General features: G+C 51.7%; 17 protein-coding genes and 1 tRNA gene. 8 read left to right on the forward strand and 10 right to left on the reverse strand.

Translation table 11 applies throughout. The features are described 5' to 3' along the window. Window positions 1-9: 9 nt before the first annotated feature. On the reverse strand, window positions 10-456 hold the full coding sequence (locus ACR6JA_RS00580) for a YccF domain-containing protein (RefSeq protein ID WP_008461256.1): 447 nt from the start codon (window positions 454-456) through the stop codon (window positions 10-12). A 130-nt stretch (window positions 457-586) separates the two neighbouring features. On the opposite strand from ACR6JA_RS00580, the gene helD reads away from it, so the two are divergent. Continuing rightward, window positions 587-2641, forward strand: coding sequence for a DNA helicase IV (helD, locus tag ACR6JA_RS00585; RefSeq protein WP_213715913.1), 2055 nt, complete (start codon window positions 587-589; stop codon window positions 2639-2641). Here the strand turns inward: helD and mgsA are convergent, their stop codons facing one another. Beyond that, window positions 2642-3100, reverse strand: coding sequence for a methylglyoxal synthase (mgsA, locus tag ACR6JA_RS00590; protein WP_008461260.1), 459 nt, complete (start codon window positions 3098-3100; stop codon window positions 2642-2644). Window positions 3101-3199: 99 nt separating this feature from the next. Further along, window positions 3200-3847, reverse strand: a complete 648-nt coding sequence (csgI, locus tag ACR6JA_RS00595; RefSeq protein ID WP_213715912.1) for a curli synthesis inhibitor — start codon at window positions 3845-3847, stop codon at window positions 3200-3202. Window positions 3848-4015: 168 nt separating this feature from the next. On the opposite strand from csgI, the gene ACR6JA_RS00600 reads away from it, so the two are divergent. Beyond that, a complete protein-coding gene (locus tag ACR6JA_RS00600) occupies window positions 4016-4429 on the forward strand; it encodes a CoA-binding protein (protein ID WP_008461263.1) in 414 nt (137 codons plus the stop codon). A gap of 29 nt (window positions 4430-4458) precedes the next feature. Here the strand turns inward: ACR6JA_RS00600 and hspQ are convergent, their stop codons facing one another. Continuing rightward, the gene (gene hspQ, locus ACR6JA_RS00605; RefSeq protein ID WP_008461265.1) at window positions 4459-4776 is read right to left on the reverse strand and encodes a heat shock protein HspQ; all 318 of its coding nucleotides are present in this window, start codon (window positions 4774-4776) and stop codon (window positions 4459-4461) included. A gap of 61 nt (window positions 4777-4837) precedes the next feature. Beyond that, complete coding sequence (gene rlmI / locus ACR6JA_RS00610; protein ID WP_213715911.1) at window positions 4838-6028, reverse strand: 23S rRNA (cytosine(1962)-C(5))-methyltransferase RlmI; 1191 nt, start codon at window positions 6026-6028, stop codon at window positions 4838-4840. 161 nt (window positions 6029-6189) lie between these two features. Between rlmI and yccX the strand changes: the two genes are divergently transcribed. Then, the gene (yccX, locus tag ACR6JA_RS00615; protein WP_166995548.1) at window positions 6190-6480 is read left to right on the forward strand and encodes an acylphosphatase; all 291 of its coding nucleotides are present in this window, start codon (window positions 6190-6192) and stop codon (window positions 6478-6480) included. On the opposite strand, the gene tusE is transcribed toward yccX, so the two are convergent. Both tusE and yccA read right to left on the reverse strand, forming a co-directional pair. After that, entirely contained in the window at window positions 6477-6806 is a 330-nt protein-coding gene (gene tusE, locus ACR6JA_RS00620; RefSeq protein WP_008461270.1) for a sulfurtransferase TusE, read from the reverse strand. The genes yccX and tusE overlap by 4 nt on opposite strands. 137 nt (window positions 6807-6943) lie before the next feature. Continuing rightward, the gene (gene yccA, locus ACR6JA_RS00625; protein ID WP_039291604.1) at window positions 6944-7603 is read right to left on the reverse strand and encodes an FtsH protease modulator YccA; all 660 of its coding nucleotides are present in this window, start codon (window positions 7601-7603) and stop codon (window positions 6944-6946) included. Between the two features lie 226 nt (window positions 7604-7829). Between yccA and ACR6JA_RS00630 the strand changes: the two genes are divergently transcribed. Together ACR6JA_RS00630 and ACR6JA_RS00635 are read left to right on the forward strand one after the other, a co-directional pair. After that, window positions 7830-9455, forward strand: a complete 1626-nt coding sequence (locus ACR6JA_RS00630; protein WP_166875340.1) for an ABC transporter substrate-binding protein — start codon at window positions 7830-7832, stop codon at window positions 9453-9455. Between the two features lie 157 nt (window positions 9456-9612). Further along, window positions 9613-9700 (forward strand) — tRNA-Ser (locus ACR6JA_RS00635). An 80-nt stretch (window positions 9701-9780) separates the two neighbouring features. Here the strand turns inward: ACR6JA_RS00635 and ACR6JA_RS00640 are convergent. Continuing rightward, window positions 9781-10119: a RamA family antibiotic efflux transcriptional regulator gene (locus ACR6JA_RS00640; protein WP_213715950.1), complete on the reverse strand. Its 339-nt coding sequence runs from the start codon at window positions 10117-10119 to the stop codon at window positions 9781-9783. 359 nt (window positions 10120-10478) lie between these two features. Beyond that, on the reverse strand, window positions 10479-11306 hold the full coding sequence (locus ACR6JA_RS00645; protein ID WP_494493316.1) for a MipA/OmpV family protein: 828 nt from the start codon (window positions 11304-11306) through the stop codon (window positions 10479-10481). 87 nt (window positions 11307-11393) lie between these two features. Between ACR6JA_RS00645 and ACR6JA_RS00650 the strand changes: the two genes are divergently transcribed. Together ACR6JA_RS00650 and ACR6JA_RS00655 are read left to right on the forward strand one after the other, a co-directional pair. Continuing rightward, window positions 11394-12092 carry a response regulator gene (locus ACR6JA_RS00650; protein ID WP_213715909.1) on the forward strand — a complete coding sequence of 233 codons (699 nt, stop codon included), beginning with the start codon at window positions 11394-11396 and terminating at the stop codon, window positions 12090-12092. Beyond that, entirely contained in the window at window positions 12089-13276 is a 1188-nt protein-coding gene (locus tag ACR6JA_RS00655; protein WP_494493317.1) for a sensor histidine kinase, read from the forward strand. The genes ACR6JA_RS00650 and ACR6JA_RS00655 overlap by 4 nt, the downstream gene beginning before the upstream one ends. Window position 13277: 1 nt before the next feature. On the opposite strand, the gene attM is transcribed toward ACR6JA_RS00655, so the two are convergent. Beyond that, the gene (gene attM / locus ACR6JA_RS00660; RefSeq protein WP_494493318.1) at window positions 13278-14060 is read right to left on the reverse strand and encodes an AttM family quorum-quenching N-acyl homoserine lactonase; all 783 of its coding nucleotides are present in this window, start codon (window positions 14058-14060) and stop codon (window positions 13278-13280) included. Window positions 14061-14204: 144 nt separating this feature from the next. On the opposite strand from attM, the gene ACR6JA_RS00665 reads away from it, so the two are divergent. Then, window positions 14205-15092, forward strand: coding sequence for a LysR family transcriptional regulator (locus tag ACR6JA_RS00665; RefSeq protein ID WP_494493319.1), 888 nt, complete (start codon window positions 14205-14207; stop codon window positions 15090-15092). Window positions 15093-15122 lie beyond the last annotated feature (30 nt).

Genomic DNA, 15122 nt, shown 5'->3' on the forward strand with positions numbered 1-15122 from the left:
AACGGCTCCTTACTGGAAACGGCGACGTGCATTGGATTCGCGTGCTGCTCTTGCCACTTCGACTGGAACAACCCGGCGACCAACGGGCCATAACGCAATGGCCGCAATCTTGAAGTTCGCAATTCCTACAGGGATCCCAATTACGGTAATACACTGCGCGATGCCCGCCATGATATGCATAATGCACAGCCACCAGCCGAAGAAGATAAGCCAGAGAACGTTCAACAGGGTCCCCCCCGTATTTAGCAGCGTATTTTTACCCTGTGGATTAAGCTCATCCACATGAATGGCTTCATTGCCGTAGGGCACAAAGGAAAGCTTGGTGATTTCCCAGCAGGAGCGAGTCAGTGGCAGGGTGAAAATCAGCACAATACTCACCAGCGTGGCGAATAGCCAAGAGAGGGTGGTCAAGAAGCCACCCAGCACGAAGTTCAGAACATTAAGTACGGTACGCATAGTGGCGCTTCCCTGACAGAAAAATAAAGAGTGATTAACCGCAGAAATTATAACGCGTTTTTACTCTGGAGCGTCATTCCATCGGCAGTTAAACTTGAGCCATAACTCTTACATTGGATCGGGCAACGTAATGGAACTCAAAGCAACTTCTCTTGGCAAGCATTTAGCTCAGCACCCATATAATCGGGTCAAACTGCTGCCTGCCGGCGTTGAGGTTAAAGGCGATCGCCACGAATATCTTATTCCATTCAATCAGTTAATCGCGATTAACTGTAAGCGTGGCCTGGTTTGGGGAGAGCTTGAATTCGTTCTTCCTGATGACAAAGTGGTTCGCCTGCACGGTACCGAATGGGCGGAGACCCAGCGCTTTTTCCATCATCTGAGTTCGCTCTGGCTCAACTGGAGCACGGAGATGAGTGAAGTTGCCGCCGAAGTATTAACCGCTCAACGAGAGGAGATTGCTCAGCGCACTCGCAAGGAGGTGTGGTTCCGGAGAAGTGATATGCAGGCGTTACAAGATAACCTCCGCGCAGCTATTTCAGCCCTCCCGCTACCGCATGCCCGACTTGGTGAGTTCGAAAATTGCCGGGAAGCGTGGGCCATATGTAAAGCCTGGCTTGAACAGGGTGAAGAACGCCGACACCAGCGTAATAGCGCTTATACCGAACGGATGCTGGAAAAATATGCCGCTTTCTTTGAGCAGGTTGAAAGTTCGCCGCTGAATCCGTCTCAGGCCAGGGCCGTGGTGAATGGAGAAGATTCGCTCCTGGTGCTGGCTGGGGCCGGTAGCGGCAAAACCTCCGTTCTTGTGGCGCGTGCCGGATGGTTGTTACAGCGCGGTGAAGCAACAGAGGAGCAAATCCTGCTTTTAGCCTTTGGCCGTCAGGCCGCGCAGGAAATGGATGAGCGTATAGCCAGCCGCCTTAATACCGAAGCGATTTCTGCCAGAACTTTCCATTCACTGGCGCTACACATTATTCAGCAGGGAAGCAAAAAAGTCCCTCGAGTCAGTGAACTTGAGAGCGACACAACGGCTCGCCATCAGTTGCTGATCGACAGCTGGCAGCAGCAATGCCGGGAAAAGAAGGCGATGGCCAAAGGCTGGCGGCAATGGCTAAGCGAAGAGCTTGAGTGGGATGTTCCAGAAGGTGAATACTGGCAGGATAAACGCCTGGCGAAGCGGCTTGCCAGCCGGCTCGATCGCTGGCTCGGCCTAATGCGGATGCACGGAGGTTCGCAGGCTGAAATGATAGACAGCGCGCCAGAAGAGATCAGAGAACTCTTCACTAAACGTATTAAGCTGATGGCGCCATTGTTAAAAAGCTGGAAAGCCGCGCTGAAAGCCGAAGAGGCGGTAGATTTCTCCGGGCTGATTCATCAGGCAATTAATGTGCTTGAAAAGGGGCGTTTTATCAGCCCGTGGAAGCATATCCTTGTCGACGAGTTTCAGGACATTTCCCCCCAGCGGGCCGCCTTACTGGCCGCTTTAAGGCGGCAGAATTCCCATACTTCGCTTTATGCCGTGGGAGATGACTGGCAGGCAATCTATCGATTTAGCGGAGCAGAAATGACGCTCACCACGGCATTTAGCCACCATTTTGGGGAGGGTGACAGCTGCGCTCTGGATACTACGTATCGTTTTAACGATCGAATCGGCGAGATTGCTAACGGTTTTGTGCAGCAAAATCCGTATCAACTGCGCAAGCCGCTCAATAGCCTCTCCAAAGGGGATAAAAAAGCGGTAACTCTGCTTGTCGATGACAGGCTCGATGATTTGCTGGACAAACTTAGTGGGTACGCCTTGCCCGAACAGCGAATTTTGGTGCTGGCGCGGTATCACTATTTGCGTCCGGAAAGTCTGGAAAAAGCCTCAACGCGATGGCCTAAGCTCAACATCGATTTTATGACTATCCACTCCAGCAAGGGGCAGCAGGCGGACTATGTGATCATTCTTGGTTTGCAGGAAGGAAAAGAAGGTTTTCCGGCACCCGCGCGGGAGTCAATCATGGAGCAGGCGCTCCTGCCACAGCCGGAGGATTTCCCGGACGCAGAGGAGCGGCGTTTACTTTATGTCGCGCTGACGCGAGCTCGTCATCGGGTCTGGCTTATGTTCAACAAGCAGGAACCTTCTGTCTTTGTTGAGGCACTTAAGCGGCTGGGTGTGCCCGCGGCTAATCGCCCGTGATTATTTCAGGCGTTCATTCAGGTAGCGTTGGTAATCCGGAATAAGAATATCCACGCTCTCATTGAAGCCCGGAGAGTGAATAATAAAGTCTGCGGTAGAAAGGTTGGTGGCGACCGGGATATTCCAGACGGTCGCAAGGCGCAGCAGGGCCTTAACGTCGGGATCGTGAGGAACGGCATTGAGCGGGTCCCAGAAGAAAATCAGGACATCAATTTTGCCTTCGGAAATTAACGCGCCTACCTGTTGGTCGCCCCCCATTGGACCACTGAGCATGGCGTTGACTTCAAGCCCTGTTGCTCTTTGAATTAAATTACCCGTTGTCCCGGTGGCATAGAGAGTGTGGTTGGCAAGCGTTGCTTTGTGGCGCTGTACCCACTTCAAAAGCGCGTCCTTACAGTGATCGTGGGCAACCAGTGCGATATGTTTTTTTACCGCAAGGGTGCGGGTTGTTAGTTCCATTCTCTTTTCCTGGGTAGTTTTAGGCTGCTAACAGATTACTAAAAGCGCCCGGGGCTGCAAGAGCAGAACGTCAAAAAAGCGAGGCATCTCGAGGCATTGCTATGGGTTGGGTGTCTCATTTGCCCAGCGTAGAAAACGCGCCCGTGTCGGATTATCGGCCTGACTGAACCAGTATCTCAGCCGTTGCTCTGTTAGCACTTCAGACTGAGCCGGTGGAAGATCTGGATTAGCCTGGGCAAAATGCAGAATACCTTCGTTGGCCATGCGGTTTGCGAATCCGGGCATTGACGCTTTTTTTCCTGATTTGTTATAGCGCTGTGTCTCTTCTTCATAATCCGTTCCGGTTGGATCGGGTTTTATCTCCAAAATATCGGTTCGGACGGGAATAGAATGACCCTGTCCGTCCTGCAGCTTAATTTGAAAGGCGGCTCCAGAATGATTGGGATCTTTTAGCGGTAGAACAATATTGACCTGATCTATCTCTTTGGTGTCAAAACTGATCACCATCGGGGGGGATACCCCAGAAGACCGGCTGCGTGCGTTGTTTATTTTTTTTTCAACGCGCAGAACCAACTGATGTGGCCCATTATCTATTTCAATGCTGTCCGCCCCTTTAAGGAGCGAGCTGGAAACTCTTTTACCATCCAGAACCAGTAAATCCACATCGGCGGAAAGGCGAAGCGTGGTTCCCCATACCAGGGTTGGTAGCATCAATATTAGCCCTGCAAGTGGCAGACCTGCTCTCATTTCACTCTCCCTGGTGAACATGCTGAGTGGATATTTCAAAGTTTTTCCTGAGACCTGTTTATTAACATATAGACATATTTTCAGAAATTGCGCGCCTGAGTATCCAGTAGAAAGATGGCTGGGTGACGGGGTTTGGCATACACTTCAGACAACATCTTAGGGGGCGCTATGAAACAAAGTGATATCGAAAATATCCTGAAAACCACCCGTACCATTGCGCTGGTGGGGGCCAGCGACAAGCCCGATCGTCCGAGTTATCGGGTGATGGATTATCTGCTTAAACAAGGTTATGAGGTTATTCCTGTGTCGCCGAAGGTCGCGGGTAAAACGCTGTTAGGGCAGCAGGGCTATGCCACGCTTGCGGACGTACCGAAGAAAATTGATATGGTCGATGTGTTCCGTAATTCTGAGGCCGCCTGGGGAGTAGCGCAGGATGCTATCGCCGTGGGAGCGAAAACGCTATGGATGCAGCTTGGCGTGATTAATGAGCAGGCTGCGGTGCTGGCACAGAATGCGGGATTAAGCGTTGTGATGGATAAATGCCCGGCGATTGAAATCCCTCGTCTTGGGCTGGCGAAATAATAAAAACCCCGCATCGGCGGGGTTTTTTATCAGTTACGCAGGCGCGGTGCCTGAAGCTGTTGGCGTATCGAGGCAGCCAGTTCGTCCATTGACGGCTGTTCAGGGTGCTCGTCGTCATCTTCAGAACTGAGCTGAGCTTCGGCGAGATAGGTATGAATCGCCTGGCCATCCTCATCTTCCATGACAACGTGGTACCACGGCGCCGCGCGGAGTGCGCTATTGTCGGCCAGATCGTCTTCCTGCGGCTCATCGAGCGAATACTCGGGGTCAATGTCGACCACTACGCCCAGATAGCCCAGTAAAGAATGGCGAACCTGCTGGCCAATACCGAATTTGCTGGCAATCATAGTCACCTCCCGGGAGCATTACTCTGCATACGAATATGCGGGCAATTTCCGCCTTTTCAAGCTACATGACTCGACAGGCAAACCCTTTCAGATACAGCCCTTCCGGGTAGGTTGCGATCACCGGGTGATCGGCCGCCTGGCGGAACTGTTCTATAAATTGTACATCACGCCCGGCATCTACGGCGGCATCGGCGATGATTTTCTGGAATAAATCTGTGGTCATCAGTCCGGAGCAGGAGAAAGTCAGCAGAATGCCGCCAGGGTTCAGTAACTGAATCGCTAACATGTTGATGTCTTTATAACCCCGGCAGGCGCCCGCCAGCTGGTTTTTGTTTTCAACAAATTTAGGCGGGTCCATGACGATGACGTCGAATTTCTCACCCTGGTCGCGATATTTGCGCAGCAGTTTGAACACATCGTCACGAAGAAACTGGGCTTTGCTGAGATCAAGTTTGTTCAGCTCTACGTTTTTTCTGGCTATATCCAGCGCGTCCTGAGAGGTATCCACGCTTACCACCTGGCTGCAGTTACCCATCAACGCAGAAACGGCAAAACCACCAGTGTAGGAGAAGCAGTTCAGTACGCGTTTATTGTCGACGTAGCGGCGAGTGGCGAAACGGCTGTCGCGCTGATCGAGGTAATAGCCTGTTTTATGTCCGCCCTGAATGTCTACCAGCAGCTTCATACCGTGTTCTTCGATAGGCAGCAGGGCAGGAGGCAGTTCACCGCTGACCGGCCCCTGAGTCAAAGCCATGCCTTCTTTCTTACGTACGGTCACATCGGAGCGATCGTAAACAGAGCAATCAGGGTAGAGAGACTGCAAGGCGGCAATGAGGGCCGGGCGCTGATATTCTGCGCCGGCAGACAACAGCTGCAGCACCAGGAAGTTGCCAAAACGATCGATAGTCACGCCCGGTAAACCGTCAGATTCACCGGCGATCAGGCGGTAGCTGTCCAGCCCATCACGCTTAGCCAGCCAGTCTCTCCACTGCTGGGCCTGCTGTAGGCGGCGAGTAAAGAAGGTGATATCAATACTTTCAGCCTGATCAAAGGTCCAGACGCGGGCGCGGATTTGTGATTCAGGGGAGTATGCCGCTCGGGCTAGCCATTTGCCCTGGCTGTCCACCACATCAACCGTTTCACCGAGACTGGCCTTGCCTTCCAGGCGTGCAACAGCCCCAGAGAAAACCCATGGATGACGGCGCAATAACGACTTCTCACGCCCTTTGGCTAACACTAAACGTACGCTCATAATTTATTTGCTGCTTCGCTAAGAAATGGGCGCCATTTTCCGGTTTAGGGCCGCTAATTGCAATTTATTCACGTGAAAGCCTCACAGAGTGGGTTACTGCCAAAGAAAAAAAGACGGGGTTTGTTAGACTTAGAACTGTTTTGAGCGTTCAGGCGGAGGCAATGATGAGTTCAGACAAACAGTGCGTGAAGTGTTGGGTACACGGCATGGTTCAGGGCGTGGGCTTTCGTTACAGTACTCAGCGTGAGGGGGAAAAGCTTGGCTTAACCGGCTATGCCCGTAACCTGGATGATGGCAGCGTGGAGGTGGTGGCCTGCGGAGAGGCGGGGCAGGTTGAAAAGCTGCTGGCGTGGCTAAAAGCCGGCGGGCCACGTAGCGCCAGGGTTGATAAAGTTCTGACTGAACCGTATCAACCCGAACGCGAATGGATCAACTTTGGTATCCGCTACTAGATACACTTCACCGGTTTTGGCAGGCCAGCGATTTTTGTGGCCTGTTTGGCCGGGCCTTTCGGGAACAGGCGATAAAGATAGCGGCTGTTGCCTTTCTCTTCGCCGAACTTGTTCGCCATAGCCTTAACCAGCATGCGAATGGCCGGGGAGGTATTAAACTCCAGATAAAACTCGCGTACGAAGCGAACCACTTCCCAGTGCTCTACCGCCAGGGTAATGCCTTCTTTGGCGGCAATCTCTTCCGCCAGCGGCTCGCTCCACTCCTGACTATTTTTCAGGTAGCCATCGGCATCTGTCTCTATTTCTCTGCCTTCAAAGGTCAACATAGTTATCCGCTATTTACGTCAAATCGGGCGAAGTGTAGCAAATTTTCTCTGTGGGCTTAAGGGCGGAATGCGGCAAGGATTGAGGGCAAAAAAAAGAGAATGCACAAGGCATTCTCTTTTGGGGATTACGGCATCAGTTAGTCGCGGCTGGCAAAACCAAGGATGCTCAGCAGGCTAACGAAGATGTTGTAAAGAGAAACATACAGGCTTACGGTCGCGCGGATGTAGTTCGTTTCGCCGCCGCGGATGATGTTGCTGGTCTCAAACAGGATGGCGCCAGAAGAGATCAGGATAAACACCGCGCTAATCGCCAGGTGCAGAGCCGGGAGCTGCAGGAAGATGTTAGCCACCATACCAATCAGCACAACCACCACGCCCGCCATCAGCATGCCGCCGAGGAAGGACATGTCTTTACGGGTTGTCAGCACATAAGCAGAGCAGCTAAAGAAGACCAGTGCGGTACCACCCAGCGCCAGGCCAATAACATCACCCATGCCTGCGGACAGATACGCATTCAGCATTGGCCCCAGGATATAGCCCAGGAAGCCGGTAAAGGCGAATGCAGACAAAATGCCTACTGGTTTATCCGCAGTTTTGTAGGTCAGGAACATCAGGCCGTACATACCGACCAGCGTCAGAATCAGCCCTGGAGAAGGCAGCATCAGTACGGTGCTGGCGGTTGCCGTCAACGCGGAAAATGCCAGCGTTAAACTCAGCAGGAAATAGGTATTACGTAGCACCTTGTGGGTGCTGAGCAGTGACGAACGGTCACGCGAGGAGGTAATAATGCGATCCATTCTAAACTCTCTCTTTTACAGGTGTTTTATGGTCATGAGCATAATGCCCGCCTTTATTAGACAAAAGCCTTTTTACCCATCTTTACCTCGTGCAGTTTATCACATTGTAAAAAATTAATGCCATAACACCCACTTATAGGTGGCTGAAAAATATTGCTTTATTACCTAAAGCCGACTAAGAGTGTTAGCCGTACCGTCGTTAAATAACATTAATAAGGCGTAGGTCATGAAAGCAAACAACAACACATTTTCAAAATCATTGGTTGCTCTGGGTCTGCTCAGCGCTATTTCCAGCGCATGGGCAGCAGACGTTCCGCCAGGAACCGAGCTTGCAGCCAAACAGGAGCTGGTACGTAACAACGGCAGTGAACCGGCGTCGCTGGATCCCCACAAAGTGGAGAGCGACGTTGAAAGTAATATTATCGGCGACTTTTTTGACGGCCTGATTCGCGTCAAAAACGATGGTTCTATCGAACCTCATCTGGCCGAAAAATGGGATAACCAGGACAACAAAGTCTGGACATTCCATCTGCGTCCGGGGATTAAGTGGTCCAATGGTGAACCTATCACTGCGCAGGACGTGGTCTGGAGCTGGAAGCGTTTAGTCGATCCTAAAACGGGCTCCCCTTACGCAACTTATCCCGGCACGATGCATATCGAAAATGCCAATGATATTGCCGAAGGCAAAAAGCCGGTCGATAGCCTGGGTGTGAAGGCGCTGGATGCCAACACCGTTCAGGTGACGCTGGACCAGCCAACGTCGGCCTTCCTGCTGATGCTTGGCCATACGTCTATGGTACCGGTGAGCGAAGCTGCGGTAGAAAAATTTGGGGATAAATGGACCCAGCCGGCCAACTTCGTGAGCAGCGGTCCGTATAAGCTGTCGCAGTGGGTGGTGAACGAGAAAGTCGTCGGCGAGCGTAATAAGCAGTACTGGGACGATGCTCATACGGTGATTAATAAGGTGACTTATCTGCCTGTGACTTCCGGTACAGCAGATATAAATCGCTATAAAGCGGGTGAGATTGACATCACCTATACCGTGCCGGAAACGCTGTTTGCCTCACTGAAAAAATCGATTCCGGATCAGGTCCATATCACGCCTTATCTGTCCACTTACTATTATGAATTCAATACCACCAAAGCGCCGTTTAACGACCCACGCGTTCGTCTGGCATTAAACCTGGCGCTGGATAAAGATATCATTGCCGGTAAGGTGTTAGGGCAGGGGCAAAAGCCTGCTTGGCTGGTGAGCCAACCTAAAATTGGCGGGATAACGCTTAAGCCTGCGGAGTACGGCAGCTGGAGCCACGATAAGCGTGTCGCTGAGGCGAAGAAATTGCTGGCAGAGGCGGGCTTTAACGAATCTCATCCGCTGCAGTTCAACCTGCTTTATAACACCTCGGAATCTCACCAGCGCATTGCCATTGCGGCCAGTTCAATGTGGAAGAAGAACATCGGCGTCGAGGCGAAGCTCCAAAACCAGGAATGGAAAACCATGCTGGATACCAAACGTACCGGCAATTATGACCTGGTGCGCTACGGCTGGATTGCCGACTACGATGATGCGGCGACCTACCTGAATAACTTCCGTACCGGCGATAGCCAGAACAGTTCCAAATACAGTAATCCTGCCTACGATGAGATCATCGCTAAAGCTTCACAGGCCACTACCCAGGAAGAACGTGCGAAGTACTATCAGCAGGCCGAAGATATTCTTGCGAAAGACGTCCCGACCATCCCTATCTACCATTATGTGAAGGTTCAACTGGTGAAACCTTACGTAGGGGGTTATGCACCGAGCACGCTGGGCAAATATTTAACCCAGGATCTCTACATCAAAAAGCACTAATGCTGACGTTGCCCTCTCCGGAGGGCAGAAAAAGCGGTTTGAAACTGAGCATGTTGCTGCTGTTTCAGGCAAATAACACAAATATGATGAAATTTCAGGCGATTGAACAAAATCGTGCTTTACATGAAGTATGGGTATGTTTATAGTTCGCCTCGTTGGAAGTGTGGCCGAGCGGTTGAAGGCACCGGTCTTGAAAACCGGCGACCCGAAAGGGTTCCAGAGTTCGAATCTCTGCGCTTCCGCCAACATTTACAAGGGGTTGCCGAAAGGCAGCCCCTTTTGCTTTGGCGCTGAAGCAACGCGCCGCAAGTGCAGGCTTTGTACATCACCCCTGTACACCTTTAGCCTTCCTGTAAGTTCCTGGCGACATCTTAAAGCTGCGGGTAAACAGCCGGTTAAAGCTCTGCTGTGAGTCAAAGCCGTACTTCACCGAAATATCGACGATTCGCTCCTGGGTATTTTTGAGATCCTGTGCCGCCAGCTGTAATTTTCTGATTCTGATGTATCGGCCAATACTTTCGCCTTTATAATATAAAAAAATTCTCTGGAAGTGCCATTTAGAGTAGCCAGAATAGCGAGCAATATCCTCTATTCGTAATCGACGATGAATATTATTATCTATCCAGCCGGTGATGGTTTCTATGACTTTGGCGGAAATCTTCATGCTGATATCTCTCAGTGTTAGTAAATGCTTAGTTACGCGTTGAACGCTGCAGTAGTGATTTAATGAAATTTCTAAGATGGCAGGATAAAATATAACGATCGATGTTTTTTGTTTTATCTGAATGACAACGCCTGACGTTGTTTTTATATAAGGGTGATTTCGGATGGTGTTTTGAATGCATGATTTTAACGTATGTATTATTGCAGAAGTTAAAATCACCCTTTTCGTACAGGCACGCTCTACCATTATGGATTCCCGTTGATGAGGGAAATGCCATGAAGATGAAAGCCATAAAAAGAGCGAACTTCATAACTGTGTTTCGGTCAGCTGTTGTAATGAACACGCGATGGCATAAGCGATCAGAAACTATAATTGATGGCAAGCATACCGGTCGTACCGTCTTTTCTCATGACGATGGGGCTGTTGGAGGCCTTCTTATCAAGCCAGGCATAGCTGAGACTAAACAAGCCTCCCCAATGTTCGCTGAACTGATGGGTCAGCGTCAGGCTGGTGTCCGTGCCGTAAAACCCGCCGGCACTGCTGTAGCGCGAGAAACCTGAACGGCCGTGCTGCAGTTCGTTGACCCCATACCAGGTATTCATATAACGAGCATCACCGAATAACGCGCTCGCCTGAAATGTAAGCGTATTAGCTTCGTTCATAATTGGGATATAATTTATTGCTGTGGAATAAGATACGCCCTGGCCATCATTTAACGGCAGAGTTGTTTTACCTTCAAAAACCAGCCAGGGGGCGACTGCCCAGCCAAGCGCAATGCCCGCATTGACCGTAGACGAAATATCCCCCATGCCTTTAAGTTTACTCGAGCCTTTTCGCCAGCCTGAATTTTTATCCGTGCGGCCTGAATCGTAGCCCAATGTCGGCTCGAAATATAAACCATTATCGCTTTGAAGATGAATGCCAAGCCCATTCATGGAATCAAAGAAGATATTACTCATCTGAATGTGTATCAGTGGAATAACACTGGTATTTTGTTCATTGGCTCCGCTGTATCGCGGAGAGGATATAGCGCCAAGGCCAAAGGTTGTCACGGTTTCATCAGAATTAAATTCACTTGCATACGATGATGAAATACTGGAAATTATCAGCGGTGCAATTATGTATTTTGTGCTTTTCTTCGTTAACATAATGATTCTCATCGTCAGGTGTTTATATTTTTTGTGCATACTTAGCTCAGTAAGTAAAAGGATTATGCTGAGGGCTTATCAATGAACGACCAGGGATTTGTGAAGAAACTGTCAAGGTAACATTAAATGAAAAATAAACGGGTCCTGGTGATTGAAGACGATGCCGATGCGGCAAATGTGTTGGAGGCCTATCTCAAACGCGAAGGCTATAGCGTTTCGGTGGCAGGGGATGGCCTGGCGGGCATGAACACGGTGGTTACCTGGAAGCCCGATCTTATTTTGCTGGACGTCATGCTCCCCGGGATGAACGGCACGGAAATTCTTGCGGCCGTCAGGCGAAGGGGCAATACGCCCGTCATCATGATCACCGCCATGGGCGAACCCTATGACAAGATCGGCGCTTTGCGCTATGGCGCCGATGATTATGTGGTCAAGCCCTACAACCCCGGCGAAGTCATGGCCAGGGTGCAGGCCGTGCTCAGGCGCAGCCAGGCCAGCCAACTCCCCGCAGAGGATGTTTTACGCTGGGGTCCACTGGAGGTTGATGCCACCAATTTGGCGGCGCAGGTGTTGCATGAGGGACTTTCTCCCCTGCGCCTGGATTTAACGCTCACCGAGTTTTCTATTTTGAAAACGCTAATGCGCGCCTCGACGAGGCCGCTCAGCCGCCAGTTTTTGCTCGAAGAGTGTCTCCCGGAAAGCGACGCTCTGGAGCGAGTAGTGGACACGCATGTCTATAACTTAAGGAAAAAGCTTGAGGCGGCGGGAGTTGATAATCTCATTCTGAACGTGCGCGGCATTGGCTACAGGTTCTGCAAACCATGAAAAACAAAAAGAGCAAATCGCTCCTGCTGTGGATATCGATTCGTATCATCGTGGTGGCCGTCAGCGTACTGTTTTTCATCGTGCTGGCGATGTGGAGCATCTACGCAGTTCAGTATTACTGGGTTGTGCATCACATGTCGCCTGCCGCTTACCAGGAGTTTCTGACGCTGCGGGCGAACCCTGACTTAGACATTGTCCGTTTTCATCAAATTGTGGATGCCCGCTGGGGAATTGAATACAGCACGCCTTCCATCAGCTCTCTCAACTGGGGGTGGCTGTTTATCTTTATTTCCATGGCGACCCCGTTTGTGATCGTCAGCTGTTTACGCGCCACGCGTCCGCTTGCCGCGCAGTTTCGCAGCCTGACGGACGTCGCGGAGATAGTGGCTCAGGGGGATTTCAATCAACAGGCGAAACGGGTGGATGAATGTCCGGCGGAGGTGACTCGCTTTGCCAGCAACTTCAATAAAATGATTAGCCAGTTGGCGCTGTACGAACGCGAGCTTAAGGCCGCGCACGTCGCGGCCGCACATGAACTGCGCTCACCTCTTACCGCTGCTATGGGGCGGCTGCAGGGCATGATCGACCATGTGTTTCCGGCGGATGAAAAACAGCTGAATATGGTGATGACGCAGCTCAAAAACCTCAGCCACCTGACTGATGATTTGCATTTTCTTTCCCTGGCGAGCGCGGGGCAACTCTCGCTCCAGCACGGTGTATTCTCGCTTTCTGAAGTCCTGAACGAGAGGATCGCATGGCTAAAACCCCAGTTGGAAGCGGCCGGGATGTCCGTCTCTGTGGAGGCGGAAGATGAATGCTATTATTCGGGAGATGAAGCCCGCCTGGGTCAGGTCTTTACCATTATCATTGAGAACATGCTTCGCTATTGCAGCAGAGGCGATCGCATGTCCATTCGCTTTCGCCATCTTAAGCAGGGTATTGAAATCCAGTTTCTTGATACCGGGCCCGGCGTCGCCGGGGATTATTTGCCTCATATATTTGAGCGTTTTACCCGTGGGGAGCGTTCGCGGGCAAGAGATTCAGGCGGCAGCGGGCTGGGGCTTTCTATCGCCAGAGAAATATGTCACGCGCACCGGGGAGATATCCGCGCCAGTTTGCCTGCTGAGGGCGGGTTGCTGATGACGATAAATCTGCCCGTGCCGCTCAGCGAAGATGAAACCTGACTTACTCGTACCACGCCGGTGCCAGCGTAAACTGCGGCCAGGCATCGGGATCGTGGCCGGGAATCAGCCTTGCCCAGTTACACTCGGTCAGGTGTCTCAATTTTGCCACCGAACGCGCCGCTTCGCTGGCTGAGGTCATCAAGCCCGGAAGCGCGCGGTCATAAAAATGATCCAGCGTATAGGCCGCATCAATCGCCAGCGTGAATGCCTTGCCGCTGGTGAGCGTCACCAGAAACGACTGATGCCCCGGCGAATGTCCCGGGGTCGAAATGCAGCGCAGCGTCTCGTCGCCGTACAAATCAAAACCGTCCTCATCCAGCAATAGCCAGTTCAGATTCTGGCGGGCAAAATCCTTGCGGCAATAGGCACCTGCGGTGAACCAGTCCGGCTGAAAGGCATAGTGGTATTCCTGCCGTTGCACAATGTGTAAGGCATTGGGGAAGCGGCCAATCGCGCCGGTGTGGTCAGAGTGCAGGTGGGAAAGTAATACATAGCGAATCTCTTCCGGCTCAATGCCCAGCGCACGCAGCTGCGCCACGCATCCCTGTTCTTCGGTCATTAACGGCTGATAATGTTTGACCGTATCTCCCCAGTATGCACGAGGATCGGCCAACCCCTCTGCCGCTAGCCCGCCGTCAATAATGGCGTGGCCTTTGGGGTGAGTCAGAAGGAACCAAGGGACGGGGATTTCATAGTGGCTCCCTTCACCCTGATTCATCCTGATATCGTGATACTTACAGCGTTGAGTGCCGGACTGGAAAAGATAAAGTCTGATCTCTGCCATGATGATATTCCTGATGAGTAAGAGCATTTGATACCGCCATAAGCCGTCAGTTTTACGTAAATTGCACTGGCGCAGTAGATATCTGTTGCTGCTTTCATCTATCGGAAAAACCAATATACTCAGTCCATGGATCTTCTGGCGGCAATGCGAATTTATGTGCGAGTGGTGGAGCGGGGAAATATGTCCGCCGCCGCGCGCGATATCGGCATCGGACAGCCGGCGGTGAGTGAGAGGATTGAGCGGCTGGAAGCTCACCTTGGCACCCGTCTGCTGCGGCGAAACACGCGCCGAATGTCCCTGACCGACAGCGGGGCGCTATTCTATGAACGCAGTAAAGTGGCGATCTCTGCGGCAGACCTTGCGCTGGCAGTTGTGGATGAGCGAACTGGACTAAAAGGGCTGATTCGCATCGCAGCACCCTTTGGCGCGGGTGAAGAAGTCCTGATGCCAGCCTTGCTGAAGCTGAGAGCAAACCATCCCGATCTGAATATTGAGCTGGTCCTGAACGATCGCGTAGTCGATCCGGTGACGGAGGGCGTTGATATTTCATTCAGGCTTGGCGACCTGGGTGAGGGCAATTTCGTGGCACATCCACTGGGTGAAGTGCGGCGGATGCTGGTGGCTTCCCCGGAGTATTTGGCGCGAAATGGCACGCCAGCTTCCCCCGACGACCTGATTCACCATGCTTTTGCGCGGGTATCCGGCCTGTTTAACGACAACAGACTGCCGCTTATTTCACAACATAACCATATTGTTAACGCCCGGCTGAACGTGGTGTTCAGCGCCAATCACTGGCGGCCGCTCTACACGATGCTGAGAGCGGGTGCCGCGCTCGGCGTGTTGCAATATCCGGTATGTCATCAGGCGCTGAAAAACGGCCAGCTTGTCGCTCTACTGCCGGACTATACGGTACCGTCTTTTAGCGCCTACTTGCTGTATCCGCCAATAAACAAAGCCTCCCGTGAGGTCAGCGCCTGCGTTATTTTTCTGAAACGGGCACTCGCAGAAGTTCTGCAAGATATTGTGGTGTAAATTCTCAGATAAACTGATGGAACGCGCCGT

The sequence above is a fragment of the Cedecea sp. B1(4) genome (assembly GCF_059414925.1).

Excerpts from the sequence above, each read along its gene's own strand:
- ACR6JA_RS00580 (WP_008461256.1), bottom strand. The coding sequence starts at position 456 with ATGCGTACCGTACTTAATGTTCTGAACTTCGTGCTGGGTGGCTTCTTG.
- helD (WP_213715913.1), top strand. The coding sequence starts at position 587 with ATGGAACTCAAAGCAACTTCTCTTGGCAAGCATTTAGCTCAGCACCCA.
- mgsA (WP_008461260.1), bottom strand. The coding sequence starts at position 3,100 with ATGGAACTAACAACCCGCACCCTTGCGGTAAAAAAACATATCGCACTG.
- csgI (WP_213715912.1), bottom strand. The coding sequence starts at position 3,847 with ATGAGAGCAGGTCTGCCACTTGCAGGGCTAATATTGATGCTACCAACC.
- ACR6JA_RS00600 (WP_008461263.1), top strand. The coding sequence starts at position 4,016 with ATGAAACAAAGTGATATCGAAAATATCCTGAAAACCACCCGTACCATT.
- hspQ (WP_008461265.1), bottom strand. The coding sequence starts at position 4,776 with ATGATTGCCAGCAAATTCGGTATTGGCCAGCAGGTTCGCCATTCTTTA.
- rlmI (WP_213715911.1), bottom strand. The coding sequence starts at position 6,028 with ATGAGCGTACGTTTAGTGTTAGCCAAAGGGCGTGAGAAGTCGTTATTG.
- yccX (WP_166995548.1), top strand. The coding sequence starts at position 6,190 with ATGATGAGTTCAGACAAACAGTGCGTGAAGTGTTGGGTACACGGCATG.
- tusE (WP_008461270.1), bottom strand. The coding sequence starts at position 6,806 with ATGTTGACCTTTGAAGGCAGAGAAATAGAGACAGATGCCGATGGCTAC.
- yccA (WP_039291604.1), bottom strand. The coding sequence starts at position 7,603 with ATGGATCGCATTATTACCTCCTCGCGTGACCGTTCGTCACTGCTCAGC.
- ACR6JA_RS00630 (WP_166875340.1), top strand. The coding sequence starts at position 7,830 with ATGAAAGCAAACAACAACACATTTTCAAAATCATTGGTTGCTCTGGGT.
- ACR6JA_RS00640 (WP_213715950.1), bottom strand. The coding sequence starts at position 10,119 with ATGAAGATTTCCGCCAAAGTCATAGAAACCATCACCGGCTGGATAGAT.
- ACR6JA_RS00645 (WP_494493316.1), bottom strand. The coding sequence starts at position 11,306 with ATGCACAAAAAATATAAACACCTGACGATGAGAATCATTATGTTAACG.
- ACR6JA_RS00650 (WP_213715909.1), top strand. The coding sequence starts at position 11,394 with ATGAAAAATAAACGGGTCCTGGTGATTGAAGACGATGCCGATGCGGCA.
- ACR6JA_RS00655 (WP_494493317.1), top strand. The coding sequence starts at position 12,089 with ATGAAAAACAAAAAGAGCAAATCGCTCCTGCTGTGGATATCGATTCGT.
- attM (WP_494493318.1), bottom strand. The coding sequence starts at position 14,060 with ATGGCAGAGATCAGACTTTATCTTTTCCAGTCCGGCACTCAACGCTGT.
- ACR6JA_RS00665 (WP_494493319.1), top strand. The coding sequence starts at position 14,205 with ATGCGAATTTATGTGCGAGTGGTGGAGCGGGGAAATATGTCCGCCGCC.